Annotated in this window: 10 protein-coding genes and 2 pseudogenes; 9 read left to right on the top strand and 3 right to left on the bottom strand. The window is 69.5% G+C overall.

Annotated elements, in window-relative coordinates; translation table 11 throughout:
- Positions 1 to 372, bottom strand: a pseudogene (locus ACH4UM_RS41305) (glycosyl transferase family 28); the annotation flags it as partial.
- Between the two features lie 354 nt (positions 373 to 726).
- Here ACH4UM_RS41305 and ACH4UM_RS41300 point away from each other — a divergent pair.
- Together ACH4UM_RS41300 and ACH4UM_RS41295 are read left to right on the top strand one after the other, a co-directional pair.
- On the top strand, positions 727 to 1674 hold the full coding sequence (locus ACH4UM_RS41300) for an ACP S-malonyltransferase (RefSeq protein ID WP_398191689.1): 948 nt from the start codon (positions 727 to 729) through the stop codon (positions 1672 to 1674).
- Positions 1675 to 1709: 35 nt separating this feature from the next.
- Positions 1710 to 2765 carry an arylcarboxylate reductase gene (locus ACH4UM_RS41295; RefSeq protein ID WP_398191692.1) on the top strand — a complete coding sequence of 352 codons (1056 nt, stop codon included), beginning with the start codon at positions 1710 to 1712 and terminating at the stop codon, positions 2763 to 2765.
- A 46-nt stretch (positions 2766 to 2811) separates the two neighbouring features.
- Here the strand turns inward: ACH4UM_RS41295 and ACH4UM_RS41290 are convergent, their stop codons facing one another.
- Positions 2812 to 3921: a DegT/DnrJ/EryC1/StrS family aminotransferase gene (locus ACH4UM_RS41290; protein ID WP_398191686.1), complete on the bottom strand. Its 1110-nt coding sequence runs from the start codon at positions 3919 to 3921 to the stop codon at positions 2812 to 2814.
- Between the two features lie 318 nt (positions 3922 to 4239).
- Here ACH4UM_RS41290 and ACH4UM_RS41285 point away from each other — a divergent pair, with 318 nt between their 5' ends.
- A complete protein-coding gene (locus ACH4UM_RS41285) occupies positions 4240 to 5007 on the top strand; it encodes an SDR family NAD(P)-dependent oxidoreductase (RefSeq protein WP_398191683.1) in 768 nt (255 codons plus the stop codon).
- Between the two features lie 238 nt (positions 5008 to 5245).
- A complete protein-coding gene (locus ACH4UM_RS41280; protein WP_398191680.1) occupies positions 5246 to 7243 on the top strand; it encodes an AfsR/SARP family transcriptional regulator in 1998 nt (665 codons plus the stop codon).
- 69 nt (positions 7244 to 7312) lie between these two features.
- On the opposite strand, the gene ACH4UM_RS41275 is transcribed toward ACH4UM_RS41280, so the two are convergent.
- On the bottom strand, positions 7313 to 8188 hold the full coding sequence (locus tag ACH4UM_RS41275) for an NAD(P)H-binding protein (protein ID WP_398191677.1): 876 nt from the start codon (positions 8186 to 8188) through the stop codon (positions 7313 to 7315).
- A gap of 229 nt (positions 8189 to 8417) precedes the next feature.
- Here ACH4UM_RS41275 and ACH4UM_RS41270 point away from each other — a divergent pair, with 229 nt between their 5' ends.
- The 5 genes and pseudogenes from ACH4UM_RS41270 to ACH4UM_RS41250 form a co-directional block, all read left to right on the top strand.
- Complete coding sequence (locus ACH4UM_RS41270; RefSeq protein WP_398191674.1) at positions 8418 to 8807, top strand: antibiotic biosynthesis monooxygenase family protein; 390 nt, start codon at positions 8418 to 8420, stop codon at positions 8805 to 8807.
- The gene (locus ACH4UM_RS41265) at positions 8804 to 10072 is read left to right on the top strand and encodes a beta-ketoacyl-[acyl-carrier-protein] synthase family protein (protein ID WP_398191671.1); all 1269 of its coding nucleotides are present in this window, start codon (positions 8804 to 8806) and stop codon (positions 10070 to 10072) included. Before ACH4UM_RS41270 ends, ACH4UM_RS41265 begins: the two co-directional genes overlap by 4 nt.
- Positions 10069 to 11307, top strand: a complete 1239-nt coding sequence (locus ACH4UM_RS41260) for a ketosynthase chain-length factor (protein ID WP_398191668.1) — start codon at positions 10069 to 10071, stop codon at positions 11305 to 11307. Before ACH4UM_RS41265 ends, ACH4UM_RS41260 begins: the two co-directional genes overlap by 4 nt.
- Entirely contained in the window at positions 11304 to 11558 is a 255-nt protein-coding gene (locus ACH4UM_RS41255; protein WP_398191666.1) for an acyl carrier protein, read from the top strand. The genes ACH4UM_RS41260 and ACH4UM_RS41255 overlap by 4 nt, the downstream gene beginning before the upstream one ends.
- A 39-nt stretch (positions 11559 to 11597) precedes the next feature.
- Positions 11598 to 11969, top strand: a pseudogene (locus ACH4UM_RS41250) (glycosyl transferase family 28); the annotation flags it as partial.

Here is an 11969-nt window from a genome sequence, read left to right as displayed (position 1 = left end):
CGGGTCGGCTGAGAGCTCCTGCAGAACCCAGATCATCGCCGTGAGCCGGACCTGTAGGTCGGCGGGTGTGAGGTCGACCGAGCGCGCCGCGCTGACGTCCTGCAACTGGATGTAGATGTAGTCCAGGATCTCCAGTGCCGCCTCGTCGAGGTGCTGGAACTCCGCCTCAGAGTCGGCGCCTCCCATCTGTTCGCTCAGCTGGAGCGCCCGGCCGACAGGCACCGCGGTGAGCCCGGCGCGGGTGATGTCCTCCACCAGATCCGGCTGACTGGCCACGCAGACCTCGTGTCCGGCTGTTCGCAGTGCCCACGCCAAAGGGAACTGCGTGTACGCGTGCGACTTCGCGGCGAACGCCGTGAAAAGGACCCGCATGAGCTCTCCTCGAAACGAACGGACCGGGCGTGGTGAACGGAACGGGAGCCACGGCGCCTCGGACACCTCGCTTCGCACCACTGCCGCAACGGGGATGACGACTCTGCCGTGCGCGGCGACTCGGGCCCGCACGGTGTCGTCCGTGTGGGCCCGGCCGGTCCGGCACACCGCCGTCTGAAGCGCCCATGCTGCCGGGCGGCTCTTGTGCGCACCTCAAGGATGGCTGGACCACGCGACGGGCCACGGGCCCGACTCCCCAGCCGCCCCGTGGTGCCGCGCCGCTGCTCGACCGCCCCTCCATCCGGGTGCTAGCGCGGCTTGCCACCGTGGGCCGGCGACGCGAGGAGACCCACTATGGCACTGGCCTTCATCATTGACGGCGGGCTGAACGACCCGCCGGATTCTGGGGTGGACCTTTACCAGGCCCACGAGTCCGTGCGTCGGCTGTACGCGCAGGTGGAGCAGTGGACGGGGCTGCCCGCCGAGCGCATGCTGCGCTGGGAGCTGTCCAGGCCCGAGGAGTATCGACAGGTCGGCGCGCTGCGACAGGCCGCGGTCGTCCTGGGGATCTGCGACGTGCTCGCCGAACGGGGAGTGCGTCCGGACATCGTCGGCGGGCTCAGCCTCGGCGGCATGATCGGGGCCAGTCTGGCCGGATCACTCGAACGGCGAGACCTGTTCGGCCTGTTGGCACGGATGCGGGACGCACCGGCGGCCGTGGGGCCGCGACAGGGTGTCGGCACCCTGATCGCGCCGGTCGGCGTGGAGTTGAGCACCTACCTGGGCGGCCCGCCCGAGGGGGTGTACGTGTCCGCGGACCTGGGGGTGGCCGGCGCGTGGGGAAGCCGCATGCTCCTGGTGTCCGGCTACCGGGACGCACTGGAACGGCTTGCCCGGCAGCTGCCGGAGGACGCCCTGCGCATCCACGAGGATCTCGATGTCGCGTACCACTCGCCGCTGTCGGACCACCTCGCCCAGTTCCTGGAACCGGCGATCGCGGGAATTCCCTTCCGGGACCCGGCGATCGCGCTGTGTTCCTACATGGAGCCGAAGACCTTGACCACGGCCTCCGACGTGCGCGACATGTTCCGCCGCAATCAGGTCGAGAAGGTGAGCCTGCCCCATGTCTTCGCCGGCCTCGAACAGCACGACACCGAGCTCGCTCTGCTGATCGGCTCGGCCCAGCTCGATCTGTTCCTGGGGTCGCTGCCGTTCCCGGTCGTCCATGTCGAGCGCCTGGAGCAGCTTCCCGAGGCCTACGCCGCAATTCACGAGTTCGGAGTGGAACTCCCGTACTCCTGACGCGATTTCGAGAAGGAGGCTTCGTGACGGACCCGATGGCGCTGATCCAGGAGTGGCTGCAGCTCGACCTGGACGCGTGGACCCGGCATGTGGTGCGGCGGCATTTCGACCCCGCGACCGGCAGCCCGTACTGGCTCGAGCGGGCTGCCGACCTGTCCTTCGAGCCGCGTGACATAACCCGGTACGACGAGCTCACCGCGTTCGGCCCGTTTCCCCTGCCCGAACTGCGCGAACTCGACCCCGCCGACCTCGTGCCGATGGCTGTGCCCCGCCCGCTCGCCGGGCGGGTGTTCGACTCGGGTGGCACGACCGGAGCTCCCTGCCGGGTGTTCTACACCGAAGGGATCACCACCCACCGTCAGGCGTGGCGGCGCTGGTCCTTCACGACCGAGGGCTTCGAGCCGGGAGGCTCATGGATCCAGGCCACACCGACGGGCCCGCACATCATCGGCAACGGTGTGCGTGAGCTGACCGAGCTCTTCCAGTCGCGGGTCTATCTGGTCGACGCCGATCCCCGCTGGGTCAAACACCTGCTGCGGGACGGGAGGCTGGCGGAGGCCGAGGAGTACACCGAGCACGTCCTCCAGCAGGTCGTGGACATCCTGCGGACGCAGCCGATCGACTACCTGAACACCACGCCCGCCCTCTTCCAGGCGCTGCTGCGGCGGGCCCCCGAACTGGCCGGTGCGCTGCGCGGCATCCGGGTGAGCGGGACGCAGATCACCCCGCGCATGTACCGCTCGTTCGTCGAGGCGCTCGACGGGGGGCTGTGCGGGCGCAGTTACGGCAACACCTTCGGCAGCGGAGCCGGGCTCCCGGCCGTTGACGACGGCCGGATCCTTCCGTACGTGCCCAACTACCCCCACGTCACCATGACCGTCACCGACAAGGAGGACTGGACGCGGACGGTCGGTTACGGCGCCCTGGGACGCGTGAAGCTCACGGTCCTGCACGAGGACCTGTTCCTGCCCAACATCCTGGAACGCGACCAGGCGCTGCGGTACGACACCGCCGGCGACTGGCCGTGTGACGGTGTCGCCAATGTCCGTCCCCTGCAGATGAGCCGCTCCGCGCCGGAGGGGATCTACTGAACCGGCCCCGCCCCAAAGGGACCGTCTCTCTCTCCGGGGCGCCGGGTCACAGGGTGGCCAGGACCTCGCGCACCGCGTCGATCACCTTGTCCTGCGTGTCCCTGGGCAGCGACGGATACATCGGGAGGGAGAAGATCTCGTCCGCCAGCCGTTCGGTGACCGGCAGGGACCCCTTGGCGTAGCCGAGGTGGGAGAAGCCGCTCATGGTGTGCACCGGCCACGGGTAGCTGATGTTCAGGACGATGTCATACGCCTTCAGCCTGTCGAGGATCCTGTCCCTCTCGGGGTGGCCCACCACGTAGACGTAGTAGACGTGGTCGTTGCCCGCTGCCGTCGTCGGCAGGGCGAGCCCGGTGCCGGCGAGTCCCTCGGCGTAGCGCTGTGCGACGGAGCGCCGGGCCGCGATGTAGCCGTCGAGACGACGCAGCTTGCGGCGCAGGATCTCCGCGTGGATCTCGTCGAGCCGGCTGTTGTGCCCGGGGGTCTCGACGACGTAGTAGCGGTCCTCCATGCCGTAGTACCGCAGGCGCTTGAGCCTGCGGTACACCTCGTCGTCCGAGGTGATGGTGGCGCCCGCATCCCCGTAGGCGCCGAGCACCTTGGTGGGGTAGAACGAGAACGCCGCCGCCGTGCCCGTCGTGCCGGCCGGCGTGCCGTGCTGACGTGCGCCGTGCGCCTGGGCACAGTCCTCCAGGAGCACCAGGTCGTGCCGGGTGGCGAGGGTCCGCAGGGCCGTCATGTCGGCGCACTGGCCGAACAGGTGCACCGGGAGCAGGCACCTCGTCCGCGGTGTGACGGCGGCGGCCGCCTGGTCCGTGTCCATCAGGCAGGTGTCGGCGTCGACGTCCACGAACACCGGGGTGGCGCCGACCGAGTCGATCGCGACCACGGTGGGTGCGGCCGTGTTCGACACGGTGATGACCTCGTCGCCCGGGCCGACTCCGCAGGCCTGCAGGCCCAGCTTGATGGCGTTGGTGCCGTTGTCGACGCCGACGCAGTGGCGCACTGCGTGATAGGCGGCGAACTCCTCCTCAAAGCCTCGCACACTGCGGCCGAGAACGAGCTGCCCGGAGCGCAGGACCGTTTCGACTGCGTCGAGGACGTCGTCCCGCTCGTCCTGATACTCGTGCAGGTAGTCCCACACATACGTGGTCATGCGGGCGCTGACACCTCCCTGGTGCGTGGCCGGCGCCGGTCCCCGGCCGGCGAAGGCGAAGTCGCGGTGGGATCCGCACCGTCGATCTCACTCCGCCCCGCTCGTAACCACCTCGAACCCGTCTCAACGGGGCACCTGGCCCCGGAATGGGGAGGCCATGTTCCATGTCAGGTATGCAGAGTTCCGCATCGGGTACCTTTGGTCCCGGTCGCTTCCAGCGGGCCGGAGCAGGGTTCGGCGGTCGTGTTCACCGTGTGCCGGCGTGGCGGGTGAGACGGGTTCGAGCTGGTTGCGAGGGCGATTTCCGAGGGTGCGGACATGACCCCGAAGACAGAGGACACCCCGGCCCGCGCGGTGATCGTCACCGGTGGCGGAACCGGTATCGGCCGGGCCACCGCGTGGGCTTTCGCCGAGCAGGGGGCCGACGTGCTCGTGACGGGACGGACCTCGTCCTCGCTTGCCGGGACCGCCAAGGGCCACGCCGCCATCCGGACACTGACGGCAGACCTTGCCGACCCGGATGCGCCCCGGCTGATCGTGGAGGCGGCATTGCGCGAGTTCGGCCGGATCGACGTACTCGTCAACAACGCCGCCGTCGCCCGGTACGCCGGTCTCGCCGACACCACGGACGCCATGGCTCTGGAACAGGTGCGGACCAACCTGCTGGCACCCCTCGGCCTGACGCGGTGCGCACTGGAAGCCCTGGAGGCGGCGGGCGGAACCGTGGTGAACGTCAGCACGGCCGGAGCGCGCGGGTCGCGCGCCTGGCCCGACAACGGGGTGTACGGCGCGAGCAAGGCGGCGTTGGACTTCCTCACCCGCACCTGGGCGGTCGAGCTCGCCCCCCGCGGAATCCGGGTCGCCGGCATCGCCCCCGGCGTCGTGGACACCGGGACGGGTGTGCGGATGGGTATGGCGCCCGAGCACTACCGTGCCTTCCTGGGGGAGATGAGCACCCGCACTCCTGCGGGCCGGGTCGGCACCGCGGACGAAATCGCATGGTGGATCACCGAGTTGGCCGATTCCAGGGCCCGCTACGCGACCGGTGTCGTCCTGCCGGTGGACGGGGGGCTCTCCCTCACCTGATCCGGTGCCTCGCACGGGGGGACACGCCGTACCGCTTCCGCCTCCTCAAGTGCCGTCATCCGTGTGCGCCTTATCCTGCCCTTCCGGTTGCCCTGTCGAGGCATATTGGCTGAAAATGCACAGAGGTGGTTGCGGGGCGAAACTGTCCAGCAAATCAACCTTGCGGGTCGTCTTATCATGGAGTTAGGCTCGATCGGGCGTACGACCGACCGCCGTTGACCAGGCAGGGGGGGCGTTGATGGATTTTCGCGTGCTCGGACCTTTGGAAATCCTCGAGAGATGTCGCAACATCGTGCCGACCGCGCCCAAGCCCCGCCAGGTAATCGCCCTTCTCCTCCTCCGCAGAAACACCTTGGTGCAGACATCGGAACTCATCGATGAATTATGGGAGGAGGAGCCTCCTGCCAGCGCCATGACCACACTGCAGACCTATGTGTACAAGATTCGGAAGATCCTTCTGAGGTGTGACGCCGGGGACATCCTCTTCACCAGGCCCGGCGGCTACCTGCTGACGGTGCCGGATTCAGGGGTCGATCTCCACCGCTTCGAGGGAGCCGCCGGCAAGGGGAAGGCGCTGCTCGAAGGCGGGGACCCGGCCCATGCGGCGGAGGCGCTCCGGGAAGCGCTGGCGATGTGGCGAGGCTGCGCACTGGTCGACGTCACCCCCGGGAGGCTGCTCTCGTCGTACGTGACACGGCTCGAGGAGTTCCGGGCGCGCACCCTTGATCTGCGCATCGAGGCCGATCTGCAACTGGGCCGCCATCAGGAACTCGTCAGCGAACTCAAATCACTTGTTCTCAGCCGGCCTCTGCACGAGAACGTCCATGCCTCATTGATGATTGCGCTCTACCGGTCGGGACGGCGTCACGAAGCGCTGGAGCTTTACCAGATACTGCGCCGGAATATGATTGACGACCTCGGTCTCGAACCCGGTCAGGAACTTCGTGCACTGCACCAGGCATTGTTGTTGGAGGACCCTGTCGGGCTGCCTTTCGAGCCGCAGCAGACCATTACCGTCCGTACCGAAAAGGAGGAGGACGTCGCCCCTCGTCCCGCGCCGGCCGGCATTCCGGCTCCGTTAGCCGCCCCGGCGCAGCTGCCCGCCGATCTGGCGGACTTCACGGGGCACATGCCCGTCATCGAGCAGATTCCCCATGTGTTCGGCCTGGGTGACGCGGGCGGAAGGCGGCGCACCGCGATTCCGGTGGCGGTGGTCACCGGAATGCCCGGCGCGGGGAAGACCGCACTCGCGGTGCACATGGCCCACCGGCTGCGCCCCCACTTCGACAGCGGCCAGCTGTACGTGGATCTGCGGGGCTCGACCGGGGACGGCATGGACCCGGCGGATGCGCTCCACGGATTCCTCCGCGCGCTCGGCGTCCCGGAGACCCAGGTCCCCGACGACCGTGAGGAGCGCTGCAAGTTGTTCCGGTCCACGACGGTCGGCAGGCGCCTGCTGGTGGTGCTGGACGACGCGGCTTCCCTGGCCGACGTGAGCCTGCTGCTGCCGGCCGACCCCCAGTGCGGGGTGATCGTCACCAGCCGCCGCAGACTTCACGGCCCGGGTGGGGCATGGAACGTCGGGCTCGACGGGTTGAGCCACGACGAGAGCCTCGAACTCCTCACCCGCATCATCGGTCCGGAGCGGGTGGAGCGGGAGTGGCAAGCCGCCGATCAACTCGTCGGGCTGGTCGGCGGACTGCCCTTGGCGGTGCGGTGTATCGGCGGCCGGCTGAACGCGGCCCCGGGGCTCCCTCTCACCGCCATGGCGGATCAACTGGCCGGGTCGGAGCCGCTGTTGGACGAGCTGAGGCTCGGCGACATCGACATGCGGTCGCTGTACGACTCGTGCTATGGGCGGCTGACTCGCGTGGAGCAGAGTGTCTTCCGGCTGCTCAGCATCCTGCCCGCACCCGAGTTCCGCACCGAATCCGTCGCCGAACTGCTGGGCAGCGACACCAAGACGGTGACGCGGCTGCTCGAACGCTTCGTCGACGGCCATCTGATCAGGGTCGTGCGGTGGGACCATGACGCCGACGAAGTACTCTACGCCTTCCCCGAGCTGATCCGCGCCTATGCCCGGGGACAGCTCATGCGCACGCTGACCCGCCATCACGACGTGTGCCGCGGCGCCGAGAGCCTGGCCGCCGAACTGGTGCCCGCGAGCGGCCGGGCCACCGCCGAGGACGGCCTGAGGTGGGCGGACCTGTTCGCCTCGGAGAACTCCGGGTCCTGACCGCCCTGACCGCCCTGTCCGCCCTGTCCGCGCCGGTGCGGATCTCCCGCACCGGCGCGGACGCGGACGTCAGCGGAAGTCATCGGCGTGGTCCCGCGCCCACTCGGCGAAGGTGCGCGCCGGCCGGCCGGTGACCTCCTCGGCGGTCGGCATCGCAGGGAGCGACGCCGGTGTCCACTGCGCCGTCTCCGACTGGTCGTTCGGGTCGGACTCCGCCCCCGAGTAGTCCTCGAAGCCCAGCAGGAAATCGGCGTTCGCGGCGGCGAACCCACCCTGCCGGAGATAGTCCTCGCGCGCTTCCTGCGGGCTCACCACCTCCAGGCGCACCTCTTGGCCGAGCGCGACGGAGATGTGCTCCACCTGGGCGCGCCGTGTGATCAGCTCGGGCCCGTTGACGGTGTAGGCCCGGCCGGTGTGCCCCTCGCCGCGCAGGGCGAGGACGGCGACGTCGGCGATGTCCCGCTCGTGGACCGGGAACCAGGCCGAGTCGGGGAAGGGCTCGCGCACCACCCGCTTCTCCCTGATCGAGGGGCCCCACAACCACAGCTTGTTCAGCATGAACTCACCCGGTCGGACATGCGTCCAGTCGAGTCCGGACTCCTCCACCGCGCGCTCGACCGGCAGATGGAAGTCGCTGTCGTGCCCGGTGGTGACGGCTCCGGAGGACAGCACCACGATCCGGCGGACACCGGCCTCGCGTGCCAGGCGGACGACCTCCCGAGCGGTCTCGGCGACGGGGAACAGATACATCCGGTCGATCCCGTTCAGGGCCCCGGCCAACGTCTCGGGCTTGGTCAGGTCTGCGCCGACCACCTCGACGCCGGGCGGGAAGGACGCCGTTGCCGGGTGACGGGTCAGCGCCCGCACCCGCTCACCCGCCTCGAGGAGCCGGCCGACCACGAGCCGTCCCACGTTCCCCGTCGCCCCGGTCACCAGGAATGTCATGCCTCGCCTTTCCCCTAAGCATCCGGATGGAAGCACTGTGCCACAGAGTAGGAGATCGACGTCCCATTTTGATAGCCGTTCGCTCCACTTCTGTCGGTGATCGCGCGTTGTCCCGCACGACCTCCCGTCCAGCTGGATTCGATGCGGTTGCGAGAGGCGAAGTCCACGGTCGGGAGAGCAGAACTCCACCCAGCTGTCAAGGAATCACAGGGGCAAGGGAGCTTCCGACATGCCGGCTGACGAGCTCGACGCCGTGGACGGCGGCACGGTCACCTTCGTCAACAAGTTCCATGTGCATGCCTCGTCCGAGGCCTTCGAAAGAGCCTTCGCGGAGACCTCCGCCTTCATGGCGGAGCAGGACGGCTTTGTGCGCCATACGCTGTTGCTGCACACCGACGACGCCCACACCTACCTCAACATCGCGCAGTGGCGCGACGCCGGCGCCTTCCGCGCCGCCGTCGCCCACGCGGACTTCCGGCCGCATGCCGCCGCGCTGCGCGCGCTGAGCACCAGCGAGCCGGGGCTGTACGAGCCGCTGTGGAGTCGTGATGCCCCCGGTGGGGCCGGTCGCGACGTGGTGAGCGCCGACCCGGCTGCGGGCCGGCGGGACCGTTCATGAACAGGCACGTGGTGATCACGGGCATCGGCGTGGTCGCGCCCGATGCCGTGGGGACCAAGCCCTTCTGGGAGTTGCTCACATCGGGACGCACCGCGACCCGGCGCATCTCCTTCTTCGACCCCAGCCCCTTCCGGTCCCAGGTCGCGGCGGAGTGCGACTTCGACCCGCTGCGCGAAGGGCTGACACCGCAGATGGCCCGACGCATGGACCGCGCGGCCCAGTTCGCCGTCGTCAGCGCCCGGGAAAGCGTGGAGGACAGCGGGCTGGACCGCGCCGCACTCGACCCGTCCCGCACGGGAGTGGTGATCGGCAGTGCGGTGGGCTGCACAACCGGGCTGGAGGAGGAGTACGTCGCCGTCAGCGACGGCGGCCGGCAGTGGCTCGTCGACGAGACGTACGCCGTCCCCCACCTCTACGGCTACTTCGTGCCCAGCTCCATCGCGGCGGAGGTCGCCCGGGATACGGGCGCCGAGGGTCCCGTCTCGATGGTCTCCTCCGGCTGCACGTCCGGGCTCGACTCCGTCGGCCGGGCCGTCGAACTGATCCGTGAGGGATCCGCGGACGTCATGGTCGCGGGGGCCACGGACGCACCGATCTCCCCGATCACCGTGGCGTGCTTCGATGCGATCAGGGCGACGACACCGCGCAACGACGACCCGGCGCGGGCCTCACGCCCCTTCGACCGCAGCAGGAACGGGTTCGTGCTCGGAGAGGGAGCGGCGGTGTTCGTCCTGGAGGACATCGACCACGCAAGGCGCCGCGGCGCGCATGTGTACGCCGAGGTCTCCGGTTTCGCCACCCGCTGCAACGCCTTCCACATGACCGGTCTGCGTCCGGACGGCCGGGAGATGGCCGCGGCGATCGACGCCGCGATGGAGCAGTCACGGGTGCGTCCGGCCGACATCGACTATGTCAACGCGCACGGCTCCGGGACCAGGCAGAACGACCGGCACGAGACCGCGGCCATCAAACGCAGTCTCGGTGACGACGCCTACCGGGTGCCGGTCAGCGGCATCAAGTCCATGATCGGTCACTCCCTGGGCGCCATCGGATCACTGGAAGTCGCCGCGTGCGCGCTGGCCATCGAGCACGGTGCCGTACCACCGACCGCCAACCTTCACGACCCCGACCCGGAGTGCGACTTGGACTATGTACCGTTGCAGGCCCGCGAGGCCCGCCTGTCGACCGTGCTGAGTGTGGGCAGCGGATTCGGCGGTTTCCAGAGTGCCGTTGTGCTGCGCAGGCCGGACGGGGCGAAGGCATGACCCCGGCTGCGGTGGTGACCGGGATGGGTGTGGTGGCTCCCACCGGACTGGGCGCGAGCGAGCACTGGGCCCGCACACTGCGGGGCGACAGCGCCATCGGCAGGATCACCCACTTCGATCCTCAACGCTACCCCAGCAAACTGGCAGGTGAGGTACGGGGGCTGGTGCCCGAGGAGTACCTGCCCAGCCGGCTGCTGCCGCAGACCGATCACATGACGCGACTGGCCCTGGTGGCGGCGGACTGGGCACTCGTGGACGCGTCCATGGACCCCGCCGCCCTGCCGGAGTACTCGATGGGAGTCGTCACCGCGAACTCGGCGGGGGGCTTCGCGTTCGGGCACAAGGAACTGCAGGCGCTGTGGAGCAAGGGCCCCGAGCACGTCAGCGCCTACCAGTCCTTCGCATGGTTCTATGCGGTCAACACCGGACAGATCTCCATCCGGAACGGGCTGCGAGGCACCAGCACCGCACTCGTCACCGAACAGGCGGGCGGCCTGGACGCGTTGGCGGAGGCCCGCCGGGCGTTGCGGCACGGCTCTGTGGCGATGATCGGCGGCGCAGTGGACGGCTCGCCGTCCCCCTGGAGCTGGGCGGCGACCATGGCCAGCGGCCGGGTCAGCACCCGTGACGATCCGCGCCGGGCCTATGTGCCGTTCGAGCCGGAGGCGGCCGGGTACGTGCCCGGCGACGGGGGAGCGCTGTTCGTCCTGGAGTCCGAGGAGTCCGCCCGCGCCCGTGGTGTGACGTCCTGGTACGGGCGCATCAGCGGCTACGGGACCACTTTCGACCCGGCACCGGACACGCAGCGGCCACCGACGCTCCGCCGGGCGATCGAACTCGCCCTGGCCGACGCGGACCTCACCCCGAACGCGGTGGACGTGGTCTTCGCCGACGCGGCAGGGGTACCAGAGCTGGACCGGATCGAGGCGGAGGCCATTCGCGAGGTCTTCGGCCCGCACGGGGTCCCGGTGACCGCGCCGAAGACGATGACCGGTCGGCTCGGCGCCGGTGGTGCCGCGCTCGACCTGGCCACGGCGCTGCTGGCCCTGCGGGACCAGGTGATCCCGCCCACCGCCAACGTCTGCGGGCCGGCGCCCGAGTACGCCATGGACCTCGTGCTGGCCCCCCGCCGGAGCCCCGTGTCGACGGCGCTGGTCCTGGCACGCGGCCACGGAGGCTTCAACGCGGCCATGGTCGTCACCGCACCCCCGGAACGTATGAGGAGGACCCAGTGAACGAGCTGACCATCACGGCACTCATGGACATCGTGCGCTCATGCGCCGGCGAGGCGGAGATCCCCGCCGCGGGCGAAGTGGGTGACACCGCGTTCGGCGACCTCGGCTACGACTCCCTCGCCCTGCTGGAGACCGTCAGCCAGATCGAACGGACCTACGGCGTCCACCTGGCCGACGACGAGGTCACCGGTACGACGACGCCGCAGGCCCTGCTGGACGCGGTCAACGGCGCCGTGCGGCAGAAGAGCTGACCGCGGCGCCTCCGCCCCCGGCCCCCGATGAGGAGAACCATGCGGGTCCTGTTCACCACCTTCGCCGCGAAATCGCACATGTTCGCCTACGTCCCGCTGGCATGGGCCCTGCGCGCCGCGGGGCACGAGGTGTACGTCGCCAGCCAGCCCGATCTGATGGGGGACATCACCCGTGCCGGCCTGACCGGGGTTCCGGTGGGGCACCCGCTCCATCTGGAGGACGAGCTCCGCGAGATGGACGAGTACAAGGAACAGGCGGAGGCGAGTCAGGGCGCGGAGATCGACTGGTCCCGGTGGACGGACATCCTCGACATCAGCGAGACCCGCCCGGAGAAGCTGAGCCACTCATTTCTGCACGGCGTGCTGACCGCGCACACCACGCTGGTCTTCCAATACCTGTCCTGGCAGAGC

The organism is Streptomyces sp. NPDC020801 (genome assembly GCF_044334385.1).
Lineage (GTDB): Bacteria > Actinomycetota > Actinomycetes > Streptomycetales > Streptomycetaceae > Streptomyces.
The sequence above is the reverse complement of the archived record's forward strand: the minus strand, read 5'-3'. Positions and strand labels throughout refer to the sequence as shown.

Bases quoted from the DNA above. Each gene is read 5' to 3' on its own strand.
- ACH4UM_RS41300 (WP_398191689.1), top strand. From the start codon at position 727: ATGGCACTGGCCTTCATCATTGACGGCGGGCTGAACGACCCGCCGGAT.
- ACH4UM_RS41295 (WP_398191692.1), top strand. From the start codon at position 1,710: ATGGCGCTGATCCAGGAGTGGCTGCAGCTCGACCTGGACGCGTGGACC.
- ACH4UM_RS41290 (WP_398191686.1), bottom strand. From the start codon at position 3,921: ATGACCACGTATGTGTGGGACTACCTGCACGAGTATCAGGACGAGCGG.
- ACH4UM_RS41285 (WP_398191683.1), top strand. From the start codon at position 4,240: ATGACCCCGAAGACAGAGGACACCCCGGCCCGCGCGGTGATCGTCACC.
- ACH4UM_RS41280 (WP_398191680.1), top strand. From the start codon at position 5,246: ATGGATTTTCGCGTGCTCGGACCTTTGGAAATCCTCGAGAGATGTCGC.
- ACH4UM_RS41275 (WP_398191677.1), bottom strand. From the start codon at position 8,188: ATGACATTCCTGGTGACCGGGGCGACGGGGAACGTGGGACGGCTCGTG.
- ACH4UM_RS41270 (WP_398191674.1), top strand. From the start codon at position 8,418: ATGCCGGCTGACGAGCTCGACGCCGTGGACGGCGGCACGGTCACCTTC.
- ACH4UM_RS41265 (WP_398191671.1), top strand. From the start codon at position 8,804: ATGAACAGGCACGTGGTGATCACGGGCATCGGCGTGGTCGCGCCCGAT.
- ACH4UM_RS41260 (WP_398191668.1), top strand. From the start codon at position 10,069: ATGACCCCGGCTGCGGTGGTGACCGGGATGGGTGTGGTGGCTCCCACC.